Origin of the sequence: Dolichospermum sp. UHCC 0259 (assembly GCF_009711935.1) — a bacterium.
In the GTDB taxonomy this organism is placed as follows: domain Bacteria; phylum Cyanobacteriota; class Cyanobacteriia; order Cyanobacteriales; family Nostocaceae; genus Dolichospermum.
Window position 1 is genome coordinate 35,873 of sequence record NZ_VIKX01000062.1, and the last position, 21,165, is coordinate 57,037.

Sequence of the window (21,165 nt, forward strand, 5' to 3'; positions counted from 1 at the left end):
ACATAGTCATGAATAACTTACCTGTTGGTTTCAACCATAAAAGATTACTAAGATTAATCAAAGATGCAATTGATAGATGTAACTTAGACTTAAGCGACCAGATTATTTTTACTGAGGCAGCAACAGGCGCTTATGTTGTAACACCTATAATAGCAGCTTTGGCTGGTGCTAAAAAAGTCTATGCAATTACAAAAGACACTCCATACGGAACCATAAAACAAGTCATAAACGAAACGGAAAGTTTGGCAAATTTAGCTGGTATAAGTTCTAATATCGAAATAATTACCGAAAAGACATCAGATATAGTTAGTAAAGCTGATTTAATTACCAATAGTGGTCATGTACGTCCTATAAATAAAGAAATGATTAATTGGATGAAACCATCGGTGGTCATATCCTTAATGTATGAGTCATGGGAATTTAGAGAAGAGGATATAGATTTAGATTATTGCCGTAAAACAGGTATTAAAGTCATAGGAGTTAACGAAAAGCATCCATCTATTGATGTTTTTTCTTTTTTGGGAATTATGGCTATTAAACAACTACTAGATGCTGGAGTAGCCGTTTATGGTAGTAAAATACTTCTACTCTGTGATAATCATTTTTCGGAGTTTATTCAAAAAACTTTATCACAAAATGGAGCAGAAGTTTATTGTCATAAACAATTGAAAGAAGCTGAAATGCAAATAAATTATGATGCTATTATTGCAGCTTTAAAACCACAGAAAAATCCTGTTTTATCTGAAGTGGATTTAAGGATTATTGCTCAAAATTTTTCTGATTGTGTTATTTTTCAGTTTTGGGGTGATATTGATTTGTATCTATGTCATCAACTTAATATTTTGATTTACCCTGATAAAACTATAAAAAAAGGACACATGGGAATTTTACCATCAGAAATAGGACCAGAAGCTATTATTAGGCTTCAAACAGGAGGCTTAAAATCAGGTTCAGTTGTAATCAAAAAATATGATATAATTGATAGAAAAAATATTGATTATATCCAAATAGTATAAAAAATACCTTATTTGTAACTAAAAAGATGAAACTATCTCAAATTGTGACTAATATTAAAAGGATTGAGGTTATCAATGATCAATCTTTTGAATCTATTGGACTGTTGGGGCATCAAGAGAGAAAAATGCTTGTAACACTCTATGATAAAAAATATTTAGACTCTTTAAAAAATAATGGTTATATCTCCTGCGTAATTACATATCCTGATTTGGTCAAAGAAATACCTAAAAACTTAGGAATTGCAGTTACAGAGCATCCCCAAGATGCTTTTTATGAAATTCATGAATACTTAGCAAATAATACTAACTTTTATGGCGAGAATTTTGATTCTCGTATTTCATCGGAAACGATAATTGCCGACGATTGTTACATTGCCAAGCAAAATGTTCACATTGGAAAAGGTACAGTTATTGAACCTAAAGCAGTTATTTTAGAAAATTCAGTAATTGGTGAAAATGTAATTATTCGTTCTGGTGCTGTGATTGGAGGAGAAGGTTTTGAGCCAAAATTAGTCAATGGAAAAAAAATTATTGTTCCTCATACTGGAGGAGTGAAAATAAATGATAGAGTGGAAATTCAATCTAATAGTCATATAGCTAAGTCTGTTTTTGGCGGATTTACTGAGATTGGAGAAAACACTAAAATAGATGCTCTAGTTCATATTGCCCATAACGTTAAAATAGGTAAGAATTGTGAAATAGCTGCTGGAGCGATTATTGCTGGAAGTACAACTATTAGAGACAACGTTTGGATTGGTCCAAATGCAACAATTTCATCTGAAATCTTAATTGAAGATAATGCTTTTGTTGCTTTAGGTTCAGCCGTATTTAAAGACGTAAAGCAAAACTCAGTAGTTTTAGGTGTACCTGCTAGATTCTTACGCTGGAGAAACGAATCGTGAAAAAAGTTTTAATAACTGGTGGTGCAGGATTAGTTGGTTCTCATATTGCCGATCAATTAGTTCAAAAAGGTGTTTCAGAAATAGTTATTCTCGATAACTTTGTTAGGGGTACTAAAGCTAATTTAGAATGGGCGATCGCTAATGGTAACGTCAAAATCATCGAAGGAGATATTAGAGATCAAACACTACTCAACGAAATCATGCCAGGTGTAGATGTTTTATTTCACCAAGCAGCGATTCGTATTACCCAATGTGCTGAAGAACCCAGATTAGCATTAGAGGTATTAGTTAATGGTACTTATAACGTTTTAGAAGCAGCCGTAAAAGCAAAAGTCAAAAAAGTGATAGCGGCTTCTTCCGCTTCTGTTTTGGGTATGGCAGAAGAATTTCCTACCACTGAATCCCATCACCCCTATAATAACCGTACTTTTTATGGTGCAGCTAAAACCTTCAATGAGGGAATGTTACGCACTTTTAATGAAATGTATGGCTTAGATTATATCGCCTTGCGCTATTTTAACGTTTATGGTGTGAGAATGGATATTTATGGGGTTTATACGGAAGTTTTAGTTAGGTGGATGGATCGTATTATCGAGGGAAAACCACCGCTGATTTTTGGTGATGGTTTACAAACTATGGATTTTGTTTCTGTGGAAGATATTGCCAAAGCCAATATTTTAGCTGCTCAAAGTAATATTACTGATGAAGTTTTTAATATTGCTAGTGGGGTAGAAACTAGCTTGAACGATTTAGCTTTTAGCCTTTTAAAAGTAATGAAATCTGATCTAAAACCTGAATATACAGCCGAGAGAAAAGTTAATCCCGTACAAAAAAGATTAGCTGATACAAGCAAAGCTAAAAAGTTACTAGGGTTTAAAGCAGAGGTTTCCTTAGAAGAGGGTTTAAGCCGTTTAGTTGATTGGTGGAAAACAACCAAGAATATTGTATAACCTATCTTAATAGTAGTTGGTGTTTAAACTCAGCTTTTTCAATCAAGGATAATTTAACTTACCTTATTCTTCTGGACACAATAATTGAGTATGAATGAACCCTTATCTTTTATCCCCATTGCTAAACCTTTTCTGGGTGAGGAAGAAGCCCACGCTGCAAGTCAAGCTATTTTATCAGGCTGGGTAACACAGGGTCCCCAAGTCAAGGCTTTTGAAGAAGAATTTGCGGACTATGTGGGAGCAAAATATGCTTGTGCCGTCTCTAGTTGTACCACCGCTTTACATTTGGCTTTATTAGCCGTAGGTGTTCAACCTGATGATGAAGTAATTACCGTATCCCATTCTTATATTGCAACAGCTAATAGTATTCGCTACTGTGGTGCTATTCCCGTCTTTGTGGATATTGAAACCGAATCTTATAATATTAATCCTAGTTTAATTGAGTCCGTCATCAGCGATCGCACAAAGGCAATTTTAGTAGTGCATCAAATGGGAATGCCTTGCAATTTAAAGGCAATTCTAGCGATCGCCAAAAAGCATTCTTTACCAGTGATTGAAGATGCTGCCTGTGCGATCGGCAGTGAGATATTATGGGAGGGAAAATGGGAAAAAATTGGTAAACCTCATGGAGATATTGCCTGTTTTTCCTTTCATCCAAGAAAAGTAATTACCACTGGTGATGGAGGAATGCTAACCACTTCTAATCCAGAATGGGACAAAAAAATCAGGTTATGGCGACAACATGGCATGAGTGTAACAGATACCGTGCGTCATGGATCAAAACAAGTTATATTTGAAACATATCCTGTTTTAGGCTATAACTACAGAATGACTGATATTCAGGCAGCCGTAGGGCGAGAACAATTGAAGAAATTACCAGAAATAATTTTTAAAAGAAGACACATAGCAGAAAAATATCAGGAATTACTATCTGATGTTTCTGGGATAGAACTGCCAACAGAACCAGTATGGGCAAAAACTAATTGGCAAAGTTATTGTATTAAATTAGCTGACCATATTGAGCAAGTGGAGGTCATGCAAAAATTATTAGATCAAGGAATTGCTACAAGAAGAGGTATAATGTGCGCCCATAGAGAAGAATCATATCAAACTCAACCTTGGCACTGTGGCATACAGTATAATTCCTGTGATTGTGTTAAAGCAGAATGTAAAAAGTTAAAATTTAGTCAACAATCTCAAGATAAATCTCTTATTTTGCCTCTTTTTCCAGATATGTTACCACAAGAACAACAAAAAACATCTGAAAATATCAAACGGATTGTGCAGACTTTATAAAACAAAATTCATATTATACATAAAAAATCAGGAGAAAGCTTTATGAAAATAGACTTAATTTATCTCGATTCCTTTTCCTACCCTTGGAATATTAGTAAAGGATGGGTGCAAACTTTAGAAAGAATGAAATTATTAGGACAAACATTTTGTGTAAATGAGTCAACCTCTGAAATTGTATTTCAAGAACTAAAAAAAAGTACAAGTGATATAGTTATATTAATAGGAGGAGATCATTATTTACCTTTTCTACATGATGAACCTCAAAAACGAGATTTTTGGCAAAATCTAAAACAAACTACTGTTTGTCTTTGCTGGGAAACCATAATTAATGCTAAATTTCCTAATACGATTGAAAAATCTTCAAGTGCTAAGTTATGTTTTGACTATTTTATTTGTTCTGATGAAAGAGACTTGAGTTTTTTCAATAATCAAAATAACATTTGTTTTGCTCCAGTGTGTGTTGATGAAAAAAGCTTTAAAGTCAAATTACCTATTCAAGAGCGCCCAAAACAAATGTTTTTCTTTGGACAGGTTGCAACTTTTAATATTCCTGGAGTATATGACCAAAGAAGAGAACTATTGCAACAGTTACTAGCAGCGCGAGCAGTAGTATTTGTTAATGGATGGATTGAAACTCATAATTCACCAGATGTATTAGTTAATCTATACAACAATTTTTATGCAGTAATTAATCTACCTACTAATATGGGAGGTTATACACAAAGAGTTTTTGAAGCCATGTCTTGTGGAACAACATTATTACAATACAGACTAGAATCTCAGCCTATATGTAGTAGTTTATTTGTTGAGTACGAAGATTACATCCCTTATGATGTTACAAACTTTCCCAAATTATTACATACCATCCAAAATCTTAATAATTTATTTGACTTAGAAAAAATCACTAAACAAGCTAGAGAAAAAATATTACAATATCATACAATAGAAAAAAGAATCCAACAAATTATTAAATTTGTCCAAGATGGTGAAAAAATTGAATATCAAATTCTTCCTGAACTAAAAAATACCAAAATCTCATCTAACCTGTCACAGTTCACATTATCTTACACTCAAACTAAATCACAGACTTGTAAAGTTTGTGGTTCAGATTCTCATTATTTCTCTACAGCAAAAATACTTCAGAAGTATGATGTTGATTATTTTCAGTGTTCAAATTGTGGATTTGTCCAAACAGAACATCCTTACTGGTTAAATGAAGCTTATTCGGAAGCTATAGCTACTAGCGATGTAGGTTTAGTCTATCGTAATAATATGATGGCAAATATTGCTACTAAATTGCTGTTTAATCATTTTGATCATGAAGCCAATTTTTTAGATTATGGTGGTGGTTATGGTCTTTTTGTAAGATTAATGAGAGACCAAGGGTTTAAGTTTTACTGGTATGATAAATTCTGTAAAAATATTTTTGCAACAGGTTTTGAATTAACGGAAAATATTAAATCTGATTTATTATTAGTAACAGCATTTGAGTTATTTGAACATTTTACTTATCCTCTACAAGAATTGGAGGAAATGCTGAAATTAGCTCCTAACATTTTATTTAGCACATCTTTATTACCGGAAAATAATCCTCAACCTGATCAATGGTGGTACTATACTCCCCATGAAGGTCAACATATATCTATTTATACCAGGAAATCCTTAGAGGTATTAGCGGAAAAATATAACTTAAAATTATATACTGATGGAAATTCTTTGCATCTTTTAACTAAAAACAAAAATCTCCCGGAAAATTTGTTTGAAGCAGTGATCATTAGTAACTTACCATCAGCTGAAAAACAATCTCTTCTATCCCATGACTTTAATCAGGTTGTTAGCCAGATACTAGCAAAAAAATCTGCATTGAATGTTAATGAATCGTTGAATATTACTGAACTAAAACCACCAATCATTCTCATAGACGGGGTATTCTTCCAGCTACTTAAAACCGGAATAGCTAGAGTTTGGAAATCTCTTTTAGAACAGTGGGTAAATACTGAATTTGCTAACCATATTGTAGTTTTAGATCGAGCTAATACCGCACCTAAAATCAATGGTATTCGTTATCGTGCCATATCTCCCTACAGCTATAACAATACCGAAAGCGATCGCCAAATGCTCCAGCAAATTTGCGATGAAGAAGGAGCAGAGTTATTTATTTCTACCTATTACACTACTCCTATTGATACACCTTCAGTATTTATGGCTTATGACATGATACCAGAAGTAATGGGAGCTAATTTTGATGAACCAATGTGGAGGGAAAAACATAATGCAATCAAACACGCATCTGCTTTTCTTTCTATATCAGAACATACAGCAAAAGATTTAAGTATATTTTTCCCCGATATATCATTAGAATCAATTACTGTTGCCCATTGTGGAGTTGATCCTCTTTTCTCCCCTGCTTCTGAAGATGAAATCAATGCCTTTAAACATAAATATGGCATTAATAAACCCTACTTCTTATTAGGTGGACTGGGAGGATATAAAAACACAATTCTCTTTTTTCAGGCGTTCTCCCAACTGATTAATAAACACAGTTTTGATATAGTAGCTACTGGTGCAGGTAATCAATTACCTTCCGAATGGCGACAATATACCGCCGGATGCACATTTCACGGATTACAGTTGAGTGATGCAGAATTAAGATTAGCTTATGCTGGAGCAGTAGCATTAGTTTATCCTTCTCAGTATGAAGGTTTTGGAATGCCAGTAGCCGAAGCAATGGCTTGTGGCTGCCCTGTCATTACTACCCCTAACGCCTCTTTACCCGAAGTTGGAGGAAAAGCAGTAATCTATGTCAAAGATGATGAAATTGAAGGTATGGCTAATGCTTTATGTGAGGTACAAAAACCCAGTTTAAGACGTAATTTAATTCAAGCTGGATTAGTACAGGCTCAGAAATTTTCCTGGTCTAAAATGGCTGATATTGTCAGCAATGTTTTAATTAATCAAACCCTTGAATCTTTACCTTTCAACCTCGGAGAAATTAATCTAATCATGTTTCCTGATTGGAATCAGTCAGAAGATGATTTATATGGGCAATTAGGAGAGGTAATCAAAGCACTAGCTACTGATTATCATGCTGATGAAACTACCTTACTCATCTATGCTAGTAACACCGATCCTGAAACTGCGGACGGAATATTATCTAGTATCGCTATGAATTTAATAATGGAAGATGAAATAGATATTACTGAAAGCATACAAATTTCTTTGATAGAAGAAATCAGTGAAAAACAGTGGCAAACACTACTACCACATTTACAGAGTAGAATTGTGTTAGAAGTAGAAAACCAAGAGGCGATATCTAAATTGCAAGCAGAAACCTTACCTACTTTTGAAATAGAAGTAGAATATTAATATTACTGATTAAGATAATCAAATTCCAGGAACAAAAGACTCTCCTTACATCTGGAAATTTTGCTATAATTAGCAAATTAAGTCATTTCAGCAAGAGGATAGTGTTGCAGAGATCAATCCTAATACCATTTGGTAATTCTGGACTCATTTCTATAATTTCACCGTCTATTAATTCGCAATTACGACCTGTTAAAATGTCCGATTGAATTATTTTATGATAGTCGTCAATTGTCCATTTCAATAAAGTTTTCATTGGGCAAAATCTCCATATTTTTCTACTATTGAACTTTAACAAACTGGATAAAGTTGCCTTCCGCACCCGCCAGGGAATAAATTCCCTGTCTCATAGCTCAAGTCCGTTAAAACGGACTAATAAATTTTCCTAGTATTTAGTCATCAAAATATAACTTTCGCTATTAGCAAGGAACTTGAGTTCCTGCTGGATAGGGGTTTTGCATTATACAAGATTACTCAATCATCAAATTCAACGCCTAATTCTCGTAATTTTGCTGCTAATCTATCAGCCCGATGTTTTTCTTGTTCAGCCCGTTGTCTTTCATATTCCGCTCGTTGTTTTTCTTGTTCGGCTTGTTCTTCTCCTGTTAATAATAAATTACCTTCTAAATCCCACCACCTTAACCAAGGTAACTCGACATTTTTATATGTTCCTTGCCAAATTCCTAATTCAACACCCATTTTTTCAATTACATAATGACCTCTTGCATTGGGTGGCATCAGGTGATATTGCCCTTCGATTAAATGATATAATTCTAAAGATGATTTTTTTTCTTCATAAATACCATAAAAAGGAACTCTTATCGCTTTTTCATAAACCCAAAATTTCCCCTGATATGGGGTTTCATCTCTTTCTTCTCTACCATTACCTGATACAAATTCAATGACAATTAGGGGAGCAACTAATTCTTGCCACATCACGTAAGAACGGCGCATTTGACCATTTAGAGCAGGTGGCACATCAGGAACATAAAACCAATCTGGCGCTTCTGCACCTCTTTCTGGTGGTTCTGTAATCCGCCAATAAATACCGCTATCCTGTCCTATGCAAAACTGTTTATCTGGATGAATTGTTTGTAATTTTGACCATATAGATTCTGTTAAAAGAATACTTTGGGGATGTTCTTGAAAGTTTTTCACAAATGTTCCATCTTCACAGGGTAATTGGGTATGATCCGGTAACTGTGTTGAAAGATCTAATTTGATGGTGTCCATAATTTTCCATTTTGGAAGAATATGTTGGTGTTAGCGAAGATGGAATATAGTTTTATATCCATCAAAACTATATTATAAACAATTCTGATATGACTTTTATCTAAGTTTACTCTGTCCGCAGAATCTCAGCAGCTTTAGCCCTAAGAGTGTCAATTTAGGTGGGTTGGCTGATTTGTTAAGAGGTTGTTTTAAAAGTCTTTGGTGATGTATCAAAAATCTTTAGATCCCCCCTAGCCCCCCTTAAAAAAGGGGGAAATGGAATCAAAGTCCCCCTTTCTAAGGGGGATTTAGGGGGATCTGCGGCTGTCAGATACCACACGAAAAAGTTTTCAAACAACCTCTAAGGGTTGGGTTACAGATAGAATTGAACCCAAACTCTTCAATAATTCCCGTTAGAGAACTCAGATGAGGGATAGTTTTGACTACATCGTCCATTCCATAGGCTTTTTGAGGATTGTTCAATGAAATTAAAAACAGAAACTGAACCAAATTTAGTCTAAAGAAATTGGAAATCTGGTAGAAAATTACATTAAGTTTAAGAAAAATCATTCCCCTCTGATGAAGTGATACCTTGAATGATTAGTTGCCCAAAAAGGCACATATATGAAAAGCTTTCCATTTTCTCTTGATAAAAGTAAGCAAAATAAATTTGTCAGCTTGGCTACATCTGCAATTGCAGCCTTATCCTTAGCAGGTGGTGTGAATGCTGCCAATGCCACTCCCATAAAAACACCGACAGCACAAGAATTAGCTTCTGTATCAATTCCCTATAATCAAACTCAACCAGTAGTTACCCAGTCTGTGACTCGTCAAATCCCTTATCAAGCAATGGGAATTGAACCGTTGATCATTATTCCTGTGATCATTATTGGTGGTTGTTTCTTCTTTGGTGGACTGGTAGTTATCGGTGAACGTGAAGTTGGCATTGTGGTGAAAAAATTCACCCTGTCTGGTAAAGGATTACCTGCGGGAAGATTAATCGCCCTCAATGGTGAAGCGGGTTTACAAGCCGATACACTTGCCCCTGGTTGGCATTGGGGTCATTGGCCTTGGCAATATGCAGTTAAAAAAGAATCGGTAATTGTTGTCCCTCAAGGTCAAATAGCGATGATTGTCGCCGCAGATGGCGCACAGAACCCCCCAGAACGGATTTTGGGCAAAATTGTCGAATGTGATAATTTTCAAGATGCTCGCAAATTCTTGACGAAAGGTGGGGAAAAAGGCCGACAAATGGGCTTTCTTACTGCTGGTAGTTACCGCATTAATACCGCGCTGTTTAAAGTGATTACAGCCGCTAACGCTTCGGCTCATGGCATGAATGCAGAACAATTGAATGTATATAGTGTCAAATCTGATAAAGTCGGTATTGTCACCACTTTGGATGGGTTGCCCATTTCCCCTGGTGAAATTGCTGGGGCTGTGATTGAAGGACACGACAACTTTCAAAATGGTCAAAAATTTATCAATGGTGGTGGTAAAAGAGGTTTGCAGGAGCAAATTTTATTATCCGGTTCTTGGAACTTGAATCCCTGGTTTGTGCAAGTAGAACAAGTACCCATGACAGAAATACCTATTGGTTATGTGGGTGTGGTAATTTCTTTTGTGGGTAAAGAACAAGAAGATATCAGTGGTGCAGCTTTCACTCACGGTAACTTGGTACACCAGGGACACAAGGGAGTTTGGGTAGAACCTCTGTATCCTGGTAAACACCCGACTAACTCCCGAATTATGAAAATTGAGTTAGTACCGACGACAAACATTGTTTTAAATTGGTCAGGGCGTACCGAACGACATAGCTATGATGAGAAGCTACAATCTTTAACTGTGCGATCGCGTGATGGTTTCGCATTTGATTTGGAAGTAGCGCAAATTATCCATGTTGGGGCTTTAGATGCACCAAAGGTGATTTCTCGCGTGGGGGCAATGCAAAATTTAGTAGATCATGTTCTAGAACCAACTATTGGTAACTATTTCCGCAACTCTGCTCAAAACTGCACTGTTCTCGACTTTTTAACAGCCCGGAGTGAACGCCAAACTGAAGCTGCTGAATATATTAAAATCGCTTTGCGTGCCTATGACGTGCAAGCAATTGATACTTTAATTGGTGATATTCAACCACCGGCGGCTTTAATGCAGACACAGACAGACCGGAAAATTGCTGAAGAAGAACGCAAGACTTACGAAGTACAGCAAATGGCGCAAACCCAACGCCAACAACTGGTGCGGGAAACGGCTTTGGCGAACATTCAGCAAGAAATGGTCAAATCTGAGCAAAGTGTGCAAATAGCCGAGTTAAAATCCCAAGCAGCCATTAAGGAAGCGAATGGGGAAGCTGAAGCAACTAAGCTAAAAGCCATAGCGGAAGCTGAGGGTATTCGCGCCACAGGTAACGCAAAAGCGGAAACCTACCGGACAGGCGTACAAGCTTTGGGTTTACAAGGTTACACCGCTATGCAGTTAATGCAAATTGTGGGCGATCGCAATGTCCGCATTATTCCTGATATCATTGTTGGTGGTAATAATGGCAGTAATAATGGTTTAGCAGATGGTTTGTTGTCTATGATTCTTTTGAATCAAACTAATAGCAAAACTCATCCAGAATCGAAAATCCCCACACCTCCACCTCTTCCTAATGCGGTAGTTGCTAAATCTGAATCTACTAATCATAATAGTTAGGCGAATAGAATTAGCGGCTACACAAACAAAGTCCGCATTTCGACAGGCTCAATGACCACCTGCGCGGACTCAAGAGATTTTGGCGTTGCTGATTCAGAGGATGCTTTTTTCACGCAGAGGCTCAGAGAGTAAGAGTTTGAGAGATGGAATTTTTAACTTTCATACCTCAATTCTCCAACGCCCAAAATTATTTTCATCCCTAAAATCAGCAACGCCTGATTTTCATAGCTATAACTACTTCAGATATTGGATTTTACGGAATTTGAGTCACAAATTACCCCTTTGAACGGTTACTAAATTATGTAGGTTTAATCAAAAATGAATAATCAAATCACTGGATTGTGTTAATTGTAAAATCATCAAATCCTTAAAATCAGAATGATAACCAACATCCTGAAAATCCTTAAATCCTGGACATTATCTCGACTTACTTCGACAAGCTCAGTACAAGTCGCTCGATAACCACCTGATTCAGACAATTGTGGTTGATTCAAAATTAAGTTAAAATAAAAGAAATAGCAAAATCCTCACCAGTATATGGTTACATTAACACAACTAACAACCCAAACCTTATACGATCAAGATTATTACCTGTGGATAAGAACAACCATTAACCAACTTCGCGCAGGACAATTTTCCGCGATTGATTTAGAGAACTTATTAGAAGAATTAGAAACTATAGGTAGAAGTGAAAAGCGAGCAATTAAAAGTTTATTAATTAAACTGCTGGAACATCTACTCAAGCTAAAATGTTGGGATAAGGAAAGAGAAAGAAATCAAGGACATTGGAAGGGGGAAATTAGGACATTTCGTACACAAATAAAAGATGAACTCAAAGATAGTCCAAGTCTAAAACCTTATATTTTAGAAATATTTGATGAATGTTATCAAGATGCTAGAAAATTAGTTAGCGACAGATCAGAACTTTCTCTTGACATATTCCCCCTTACCCCCATTGCTTCTTTAGAACAAATCCTAGATGAAAACTGGTTTCCTGAAATATAGCTGCAATCATAACCAAGATGATTAAGGCAAATGGTTGGAAATTGATAATTTTTGTGTAAAAATTAAGTTAGAAAATAAAGGTTAGGTAATGACAAAATGACTATTAATGTCAGTGTACCCGAAGCAACCATACAGTTAACCGAATTACTTCATCGAGTCAGACAAGGTGAAGAAGTTATTATTTCTGAAGCTGGTATACCTGTAGCACGAATTTCACCAGTTTACTCTAAATCTCCACGCATTCCTGGACAAGATCGCGGTAAAGTTATAATTTCTCCCGATTTTGATCTGCCACTACCAGATGTCATCATTAACGATTTTATTAATCCATCTACACCTCAATTATGAAGTTTTTGCTCGATACTCACGCTTTTTTATGGTGGGTGACTAATGCAGAAGAGTTATCTAATACCGTCCGAAAAATTATTACAGATCCCGATAATACTATACTTTTTAGCGTTGTTAGTGCTTGGGAAATTGTGATTAAATTCCGTACTGGTAAACTTAGCTTACCAGAAGAACCTGAAATTTATATTCCTTCTAGATTAGCAGCTAATCAGTTTCAAGCTCTACCAATTGAAATCAATCATGTTTTGCAAGTTGCCAATATACAAGACTATCATAAAGATCCTTTTGATCGCATTTTAATTGCTCAGAGTCAAATTGAAAAAGTCCCAATCTTAACTAAAGATAATCTCATTATTCAATATCAAGTGATGACAATTTGGTAATAGCTGCAATCATCAGAGTAAAGACGACTAAAATAGATACTTAACTCACCCTTTCTCAAGGAGTATCTAGCGGTGCAGCCAGATTTAGTAGGTTTAGAAATTAGCAAAGGGGAACTAAAACGCTTAACTGGATTTGATCCAGAAGACGTTTTCCGTCCCTCGATTATGGCAGACAAAGACAAGCGACTCAGTTTTTTTCTGAATGAAGCTTTGGTAGCTTTGGCTCTGACACCGATTATAGTTGGTGGTATTTATGCTTTTATCATTTTACCCACTTTGGGGTCTTCCAATAAAATGGGAGTGATTCTATTGATTATAGTACCTGTGGCGGTAGTTGTGGGGCGATCGCTCTGGCGGAAAAAAAACTGTCCCCACGCACTCACAATCCTACTAGACGAAGTTGAAAAATATCACCAAGTCGTCCAAGCTATAGATATTAATGATCAACTGACTAACTCCGGTAACACCCAAGGTAACATTAGCGACAGAGAACAGGTAATATCTGCACTACAACTAATTCGAGAAGATTTAGTCCGCGCCTTAAAAAGTGAACGGATTTTGCGCGATAATAAAAAGTTGCTTGCTAATAACCAAGATTTAGTGGTAAATAATTTAGCTAATCTGCAAACCTTACAAGTTAGTAGTCAAGCTAGTGAGTATGCTCAACTTCTTAATCAATCATTGCAGATTGCCTTAGATGTCCAAGCAGAAATCAGAAAATTACAGAAAGTCTAGTTTAAATTTCCTAAAAAATAAATGAATAACCAACCTAAAATAATTGTCCTTGATGATGATCCCACAGGTTCACAAACCGTCCATAGTTGTTTACTATTAATGCGCTGGGATGTAGAAACTTTACGGTTAGGATTAAAAGACGATGCTCCTATTTTCTTTATTTTAACAAATACTCGTTCCCTGACTCCAGAAGCAGCCGCATCTGTAACTAGAGAAGTTTGTCATAACCTCAAACTTGCCTTAGCAGCGGAAAAAATCGCCGATTTTCTCGTAGTTAGTCGTTCTGACTCTACCTTACGGGGACATTATCCCATAGAAACCGATGTGATTGCTGAAGAACTCGGTCCATTTGATGCTCATTTTCTTGTTCCCGCGTTTTTTGAAGGGGGAAGAATTACCCGCGACAGTATTCACTATCTAATTATTGATGGTGTTCCCACTCCCGTACATGAAACAGAATTTGCTCGTGATTCTGTCTTTGGTTACAATTACAGCTATCTTCCTAAATATGTGGAAGAAAAAACCAAGGGACGGATTAAAGAAGATAATGTTACTAGATTTTTACTCGCAGATATCCGTGCTGGTAGTTTAGAAAGTTTATTAGAACTTGAAAATAATCAGTGTGGTGTCGTAGACGGGGAAAATCAAGAGGATCTTAACACCTTTGCGGTAGATGTATTAACAGCCGCAAGTCAGGGGAAACGGTTTTTATTCCGTTCTGCTGCTAGTATTTTAACAGCTTTGGCTGCCTTACCACCCCAACCCATTGCTGCTGAAAATATGGCAAAATATGTGCGCGGTGGTAAACCTGGTGCAATTATTGTGGGTTCTCACGTTAAAAAGACAACTCAACAGTTAGAATCATTATTACAAGTTGAGGGGACGGTAGGCATAGAAGTGAATGTGGGCAGATTACTGGAAAATGGGGTAAATGAATCTGCTAAACTGCTAACCGAGATTCTGGAAAATGTCAAAGTAGTACATAATGCTGGTAAAACTCCAGTAGTTTATACTAGCCGTCAGGAATTGACATTTAAAGATGTCAAAACTAGGTTAGATTTTGGTAGCACGGTTTCCGCTTTACTGATGGATATTGTCCAGGGTTTACCATCTGATCTAGGATTCCTTATCAGTAAGGGGGGTATTACTTCTAACGATGTCTTGAGTACGGGACTGGCTTTAACTTCAGCCCGATTACTTGGTCAAATTTTAGCAGGTTGTTCTATGGTAATTACACCATCTGATCATCCCTTGTTTCCTAATTTGCCAGTGGTGTTGTTTCCCGGTAATGTCGGTAATGCTGATGCTTTGGGGATTGTTTATCAACGATTGATAGGGAATAGGGAATAGGTTTAATTATTACCAATTACCAATTACCAATTACCCATCACCAAACTTTTATGAAAATCTTAAATGTTAGTGTATTTTGGCTAGTGTTGCATGAATTTTGATTCTGCTAAACCTGATGAAATAAAGTCTGAATTTCCTAAATCAGAATCAATTTCTGATCAGGTTAATCAAGAGGTAAATAATTCTCTTTCTGTCGAAAATAATAATGTAGATTCTGGTAAATATGAGGAAATAAAGGCTGAATTTTCTAAATCAGAATCTATTTTTCATCAAGTTAATCAAGAGGTAAATAATTCTCATGTGGACGATATAAATAGGGATTTTGCTGATCATAAAGTAGAATCTGATCCTGTTATTCCTAATTCAGAGTTAAGTTCCGTAATTGCTTTTTTAAAGGGTAATGCTGCTGCTGAAAATCCAGAATTTAATATTCCTAATGGGGGGGAATCTGGTTCTATTTTAGCTGAGTTACCAAGTGCTGATTTAGAATTAATAGAACAAAAGATAGATCATAATATTCAAGTTCAGTTAAAAACTGAAGGAGAGCGACTATTATTAATTTTGCCCACCGAGTTGCAAGTACCGGCATCAGAATTTAATTGGGGGGAAATTTGGCAACAAATGAAACAGCGTCTTAATGCGGGCGATCGCTTACGGAAACCCAATACAGCCCTGCATCTAGTAGCACAAGATAGATTGTTAGATAACAGACAATTGCAAGATTTGGCAGAAACTTTAAATACATACCAAATTCAACTAAAATCTGTAGCTACCAGTCGGAGACAAACAGCGATCGCAGCTTGTACATTGGGTTATTCCGTAGAACAAATCCAACTCCAAACATCCCCCCTCACATCTAATATTCAACCGACTCCCAGCGCCCTAGCAGATGCCCTCTATCTGCAAATGACAGTCAGATCAGGTGTAGAAATTCGTCATCCTGGCACAGTCATCATCTTGGGAGATATCAATCCCAGTGGTATCGTCATTGCCGAAGGAGATATTCTCATTTGGGGACGATTGCGGGGAGTTGCCCATGCTGGTGCCGGTGGGAATCGGGAATCGTTGATCATGGCCTTGCAAATGGAACCAACCCAATTGCGAATCGCTGATGCTGTTGCTAGATCCCCAGAAAAAACCCTCACCACCTTCTTTCCTGAAGTTGCACATATTACACCTGAAGGTATTCGCATTGTTAAAGCCGCTGATTTTTCCCGCAGTCAATTAAGTAGTCGAACCCAATTAGTTACACAAAATCTGATCTAAAATTCTTGCTTAAGTTAAGAATCTACAGCAGCTTTCAACAGTCAGCAGTAAAACCCTTTTGGTGCAAGGCTTAATTAATATTCGTACCTCATTTACCTGCTACTGTATATGTAATTAATTTCTGTTAGGTTACTAAATTAGAATCAATCAATAGCAATAAAAATATTTTATTGTTGTTCCCTAAACTTTCATAAAGCATTATCATGACTCGCATTATTGTCATTACCTCCGGTAAAGGGGGAGTCGGTAAAACCACAGTTTCAGCTAATTTAGGGATGGCTTTAGCCAAAATAGGCAAACAAGTAGCCTTAATTGATGCCGATTTTGGGCTGAGAAATTTAGATTTACTTCTAGGACTAGAAAATCGCATTGTTTATACAGCGGTGGAAGTCTTAGCTAGGGAGTGTCGTTTAGAACAAGCTTTAGTTAAAGACAAACGCCAACCTAATTTGGTACTCCTCCCAGCTACCCAACATCGCAATAAAGAATCCGTCACACCTGACCAAATGAAATTACTGGTAAATGCCCTAGCGCAAAAATATGAATATGTGATGATTGACTGCCCCGCAGGAATTGAAATGGGGTTTAAAAATGCGACTGCACCAGCCAAAGAAGCCCTAATTGTCACCACTCCTGAAATTTCCGCCGTCCGTGATGCTGACCGGGTAGTAGGATTACTCGAAGCCCAAGGTGTCAAAAAGATTAACTTAATAGTTAACAGGATTAGACCGGCAATGGTACAGGCAAATGATATGATGTCTGTACAAGATGTTCAGGAACTTCTAGCCATCCCCATAATTGGAGTGATCCCCGACGATGAGCGGGTGATTGTCTCTACCAATCGTGGCGAACCTTTAGTATTATCAGACACACCCTCTTTAGCTGCGATCGCTTTTGAGAACATTGCTCGGAGATTGGAAGGGGAAACTGTCGAATTTCTGGAGCTTGACTCATCTAACAAAAACATCTTCTCCCGGTTGAGAAAGATGTTGTGGTCAAAGATTGTTTAATTTACTTGCCAGTGTTTCTGCCTTACACATACCCGCAATGATTCTTGAAATTTTAGAAAAATTTTTCGTTCGTAGTCCCGATAATAGCCGCGATGACGTTAAACGTCGTTTGCAAGTGGTAATCTCCCATGACCGTGCGGACTTAGACCCCCAAACTTTAGAAAAAATGCGTCAGGAAATCCTGGAAATCGTTTGTCGCTATGTCGAAATAGAAACAGACGGTTTGGAATTTTCCCTAGAAAGCAGCCAACGAACAACGGCTTTAATTGCTAATTTACCAATCCGTAGGGTTAAAGAAAGCCTAGATGAAACAGTTCTAGAAAGTCGTGATATCTTACTGTAGGGGCGCAGGCCCTGCGCCCTGAATTGTCTGGAATTGGATAGTAAAAGGCGAATGGGGGCATTAATTAATTTGACCACCTTCCCATGACTTGACCAATTACCGCCAATTCTAACATTAGTTTATCAAACAGGTCTGGGGTTAAAGATTGGGGTCCATCCGATAAAGCTTTAGCTGGGTTGGGGTGTACTTCTATCATTAATGAATCCGTACCCGCTGCGATCGCCGCCATCGCCATAGAAGGGACAAACTCAGACCACCCCACACCATGACTAGGATCAATCATAATCGGTAAATGCGTTAGTTTCCGCAAAACTGGCACAACCGATAAATCCAGAGTATTGCGAGTATACTGACGGTCAAAAGTTCTAATTCCCCGTTCACACAAAATTACATTCGGATTACCCGCCGCTAAAATATACTCCGCCGCCATTAACCAATCTTCAATAGTCGCCGCCATACCGCGTTTTAACAGCACTGGTTTGGGTTGCGCTCCCACTTTCTTCAGCATAGAGAAATTCTGCATATTTCTCGCCCCCACCTGAATCACATCAGCGACTTCGCCAATTTTCTCCAAGTCTTCCGTATCCATTACTTCGGTAATAATCCCCAGTCCGCTGACCTTCCGGGCTGTAGCTAACAATTCCAAAGCACTTTCACCATGACCTTGAAAAGCATAGGGTGACGTGCGGGGTTTATATGCACCACCTCGTAAAAACTTAGCCCCCGCCGCTTTTACCCGCAGAGCCGTTTCTACAATCATCTCTTCATTTTCCACAGAACAGGGTCCAGCGACAACTACCAAAGGATGATGTTCACCAAACACCACATCACCTTGAGGAGTATTCACCACCACCTCAGAGGCTTGTCCGTGACGGAACTGACGACTAGCTCGTTTGTAGGGTACTTCCACTCGTAATACTTGCTCAATCCATTGGCTTAATTCTTGAATGCGGGGGGGATCTAAATCCGCAGTTTCCCCAACTAAAGCAATGACTACTTTATGTTGACCAATAATCTTTTCTGGTGTCAGTCCCCAGCTAGATAGTTCTGTAGCAATCCGATTTATTTCTTCCTGTGGGGAACCAACTTTCATGACGATAATCATTTATGAGTTCCTTTTTAAGTAAATTTTTGATTAACTAACTTTAGATTAACAAGGAAAACTCATGAAAAAAAATGTAGCGTTAGGTACTTTTTCTTCAACAGGGAGTAATTGGTGCTTTTAATTTTACTAGAAAAATTAAAATCTATGTCTTTGTAAAAGGTTTTGTGCATAATTAAACATATATCTATAGTTATTATTTTATCAATGGACTGACAGGATGATGATTGTCAGAATCAGGATTTACAGGATTTAAGGATTTACAGGATGAGGATTTTGAGAAACCCCCGATTTCCTCATGATAGAAGAAGTCAGGGATATAATATCATTAATTTTCCTGTAATTCTGCATCAATTAACTTTTGAAATTCTTCCAAAGAATTAACACTAATACTCGATAAAAGTAGATTTTCTAGAATCGTCATATCCTCAATTTTTTTGAGAGAATCACTCATCAATTCTGGAACAGAATCAAATCTATTAGCGAGAATTTTGATAATATTGTTTTGGCAGTTTTCTCTAGCACCTAATTGTTTACCTTTTGCTTCACCTCTTTCTTGAGCCATTTCTTCAATAGTGCTTAGGAAAGGCATATTTAACTCCTTTTCATGCTGTTCTAATTTATCGTTGAACTCTGTTTGTAATGGTGGTGGTAAGGTCATCATTTTATCAATGAACTTAATTAAGTTGATAATATCAAATCTAGTTAAGCCCTTTTGATATAATGGTCTGACTATGTTCCATTTCCATTGTTCTCGTTCGGTTAAATTCCTAGTCGTGGCTTTGGTTTTTAGATGTGCCATAACCATTATAGCAAATAAATTGTTACTTGTGGTTAGGTCTTCCCATTGATAGTCTAGCAGTTTCACAATGCTGAATTGCATTTTTACTAAACTATCATCTAATCCATATTCATAACTATTTGGTCGCCATTTTTTATCTTCATCTCCTAATATGGCTAAACTGATGACTGGTTTATGAAATAAATCAAAGGAACGATAGTTATAGATGTACATTCTTTGCGTAAATTCTTTATCATATTGACTTTGTACTTCTATATGGATCAAAATCCAGATGATTTCATTGTTTAATAACCAAACTTGAAACAATTTATCGGCATAACGTTTTTTAGTTTGACTAGATGCGGTGATTTGTTCTAGTTCTTTATCTAATGATATTGGTGTTTTACTCCAATCAATTTTTTGGTGGAGGTTGGGGTAAAAGAATTGGATGAATAATTCAAAATATTCTCCTATTGCTTCTTTCCATGTTTGATCATAATTGGCGGTTGTTTCTGTCATTTTTTTTGTCAGAATCAGGATGTCCAGGATTTAAGGATTTACAGGATGAGAATTTTTAGATGATAGAAATTTCTTGATAATCACCCAATTCAGTTGTATTGATGACAGCACAAATTTTATCAACTTGTGTCCGAATTTTTGGCCATGAAGTTGACAGTAAAACCACAATTGCTATTTGACGTTCGCTCAAATTCTGTTGATAACGCAAATTCTGATCTGTTGTTATGAGTATTTGATATCCTTGAGATTCAGCAGCTTTTAATAAATCTCCATTTGATAAATTAGACCATCCTTCTTCATAAGCTGTTCTTACAGAATGGTCTGTTAAATATTTTCGTAGTGGCACAGGAGTTCCTTGATCAAAAAGAATTTTCATTTCTAATTATATCTAAGCAGCTAATTTTTGAAGCTCATAATTAAGTACAGCTTCAACTTGCGATCTTTGCACAGGTGGAAACCATTCCAAAAATTCATCTACTGTTGCACCATCGCGCAAATTTTCAAATAATGCAGCAACGGGAACTCTTGTTCCTCGAAATACCCATGCACCACTTACTTTATCAGGTTGTCTTTCTATTGCATCTAAAGTTTCCCATCCTTTCATGACTGATTCCTCCTTGGTAAATGGAAAAGTTACACTTGGATTAATTATAAAGTATTAATTGTCTGAATCAGGATTTTCAGGATTTAAGGATTTTCAGGATGTGATTGTCAAATGTTCCCTCAGTAAATTAGACTATATTCTAGTCGGTTTTAACCGACTTTAGCTTTAAGACAGGGAATTTATTCCCTAGATTCCTGGTTAGGATTTACAGAATAATGATTTTTGTCTGATAGCGTGGCGCAAGCCATATCAGGATATCCAGGATTTAATGATGTACAGCAAT

At 36.8% G+C, this 21,165-nt stretch carries 20 protein-coding genes; 14 read left to right on the top strand and 6 right to left on the bottom strand.

Features of this window, described 5'->3' with window-relative positions:
* Positions 1-8: 8 nt before the first annotated feature.
* The 5 genes from FJR05_RS04985 to FJR05_RS05005 all read left to right on the top strand — a co-directional run bounded on the left by FJR05_RS04985 (position 9) and on the right by FJR05_RS05005 (position 7,530).
* Positions 9-1,016, top strand: a complete 1,008-nt coding sequence (locus tag FJR05_RS04985) for a hypothetical protein (protein ID WP_168643073.1) — start codon at positions 9-11, stop codon at positions 1,014-1,016.
* A 26-nt stretch (positions 1,017-1,042) separates the two neighbouring features.
* Positions 1,043-1,918 (top strand): UDP-3-O-(3-hydroxymyristoyl)glucosamine N-acyltransferase, encoded by an 876-nt coding sequence (locus FJR05_RS04990; protein WP_168643074.1) that lies wholly within the window; start codon positions 1,043-1,045, stop codon positions 1,916-1,918.
* Positions 1,912-2,868 carry an SDR family NAD(P)-dependent oxidoreductase gene (locus FJR05_RS04995; RefSeq protein WP_168643108.1) on the top strand — a complete coding sequence of 319 codons (957 nt, stop codon included), beginning with the start codon at positions 1,912-1,914 and terminating at the stop codon, positions 2,866-2,868. The genes FJR05_RS04990 and FJR05_RS04995 overlap by 7 nt, the downstream gene beginning before the upstream one ends.
* A gap of 90 nt (positions 2,869-2,958) precedes the next feature.
* Positions 2,959-4,164, top strand: a complete 1,206-nt coding sequence (locus FJR05_RS05000) for a DegT/DnrJ/EryC1/StrS aminotransferase family protein (protein ID WP_168643075.1) — start codon at positions 2,959-2,961, stop codon at positions 4,162-4,164.
* A 42-nt stretch (positions 4,165-4,206) separates the two neighbouring features.
* Positions 4,207-7,530 (top strand): glycosyltransferase, encoded by a 3,324-nt coding sequence (locus FJR05_RS05005; protein WP_168643076.1) that lies wholly within the window; start codon positions 4,207-4,209, stop codon positions 7,528-7,530.
* 82 nt (positions 7,531-7,612) lie between these two features.
* Here the strand turns inward: FJR05_RS05005 and FJR05_RS05010 are convergent, their stop codons facing one another.
* Together FJR05_RS05010 and FJR05_RS05015 are read right to left on the bottom strand one after the other, a co-directional pair.
* A complete protein-coding gene (locus FJR05_RS05010) occupies positions 7,613-7,783 on the bottom strand; it encodes a hypothetical protein (protein ID WP_168643077.1) in 171 nt (56 codons plus the stop codon).
* 218 nt (positions 7,784-8,001) lie between these two features.
* Positions 8,002-8,760: a Uma2 family endonuclease gene (locus tag FJR05_RS05015; RefSeq protein WP_168643078.1), complete on the bottom strand. Its 759-nt coding sequence runs from the start codon at positions 8,758-8,760 to the stop codon at positions 8,002-8,004.
* A 603-nt stretch (positions 8,761-9,363) separates the two neighbouring features.
* Between FJR05_RS05015 and FJR05_RS05025 the strand changes: the two genes are divergently transcribed.
* From FJR05_RS05025 to minE, 9 genes are all read left to right on the top strand, one after another.
* Positions 9,364-11,436, top strand: coding sequence for an SPFH domain-containing protein (locus FJR05_RS05025; protein WP_168643079.1), 2,073 nt, complete (start codon positions 9,364-9,366; stop codon positions 11,434-11,436).
* A 537-nt stretch (positions 11,437-11,973) separates the two neighbouring features.
* On the top strand, positions 11,974-12,441 hold the full coding sequence (locus tag FJR05_RS05030) for a DUF29 domain-containing protein (protein ID WP_168643080.1): 468 nt from the start codon (positions 11,974-11,976) through the stop codon (positions 12,439-12,441).
* A 96-nt stretch (positions 12,442-12,537) separates the two neighbouring features.
* Positions 12,538-12,789, top strand: a complete 252-nt coding sequence (locus tag FJR05_RS05035) for a type II toxin-antitoxin system Phd/YefM family antitoxin (protein ID WP_168643081.1) — start codon at positions 12,538-12,540, stop codon at positions 12,787-12,789.
* Positions 12,786-13,172 (top strand): type II toxin-antitoxin system VapC family toxin, encoded by a 387-nt coding sequence (locus FJR05_RS05040; protein ID WP_168643082.1) that lies wholly within the window; start codon positions 12,786-12,788, stop codon positions 13,170-13,172. The genes FJR05_RS05035 and FJR05_RS05040 overlap by 4 nt, the downstream gene beginning before the upstream one ends.
* A 72-nt stretch (positions 13,173-13,244) precedes the next feature.
* Positions 13,245-13,907, top strand: coding sequence for a hypothetical protein (locus FJR05_RS05045; RefSeq protein ID WP_168643083.1), 663 nt, complete (start codon positions 13,245-13,247; stop codon positions 13,905-13,907).
* A gap of 21 nt (positions 13,908-13,928) precedes the next feature.
* The gene (locus FJR05_RS05050) at positions 13,929-15,257 is read left to right on the top strand and encodes a four-carbon acid sugar kinase family protein (RefSeq protein ID WP_168643084.1); all 1,329 of its coding nucleotides are present in this window, start codon (positions 13,929-13,931) and stop codon (positions 15,255-15,257) included.
* A 90-nt stretch (positions 15,258-15,347) separates the two neighbouring features.
* The gene (gene minC, locus FJR05_RS05055; RefSeq protein ID WP_174783579.1) at positions 15,348-16,523 is read left to right on the top strand and encodes a septum site-determining protein MinC; all 1,176 of its coding nucleotides are present in this window, start codon (positions 15,348-15,350) and stop codon (positions 16,521-16,523) included.
* Between the two features lie 203 nt (positions 16,524-16,726).
* On the top strand, positions 16,727-17,533 hold the full coding sequence (minD, locus tag FJR05_RS05060) for a septum site-determining protein MinD (protein WP_168643085.1): 807 nt from the start codon (positions 16,727-16,729) through the stop codon (positions 17,531-17,533).
* Between the two features lie 37 nt (positions 17,534-17,570).
* Complete coding sequence (gene minE, locus FJR05_RS05065; RefSeq protein ID WP_168643086.1) at positions 17,571-17,876, top strand: cell division topological specificity factor MinE; 306 nt, start codon at positions 17,571-17,573, stop codon at positions 17,874-17,876.
* 64 nt (positions 17,877-17,940) lie between these two features.
* On the opposite strand, the gene aroF is transcribed toward minE, so the two are convergent.
* The 4 genes from aroF to FJR05_RS05085 all read right to left on the bottom strand — a co-directional run bounded on the left by aroF (position 17,941) and on the right by FJR05_RS05085 (position 20,882).
* Entirely contained in the window at positions 17,941-18,981 is a 1,041-nt protein-coding gene (gene aroF, locus FJR05_RS05070) for a 3-deoxy-7-phosphoheptulonate synthase (protein WP_168643088.1), read from the bottom strand.
* Between the two features lie 325 nt (positions 18,982-19,306).
* The gene (locus FJR05_RS05075) at positions 19,307-20,278 is read right to left on the bottom strand and encodes a hypothetical protein (RefSeq protein ID WP_168643089.1); all 972 of its coding nucleotides are present in this window, start codon (positions 20,276-20,278) and stop codon (positions 19,307-19,309) included.
* Positions 20,279-20,333: 55 nt separating this feature from the next.
* Entirely contained in the window at positions 20,334-20,654 is a 321-nt protein-coding gene (locus FJR05_RS05080; protein WP_168643091.1) for a hypothetical protein, read from the bottom strand.
* A 12-nt stretch (positions 20,655-20,666) separates the two neighbouring features.
* Complete coding sequence (locus FJR05_RS05085; RefSeq protein WP_168643093.1) at positions 20,667-20,882, bottom strand: DUF433 domain-containing protein; 216 nt, start codon at positions 20,880-20,882, stop codon at positions 20,667-20,669.
* Between the last annotated feature and the right edge of the window lie 283 nt (positions 20,883-21,165).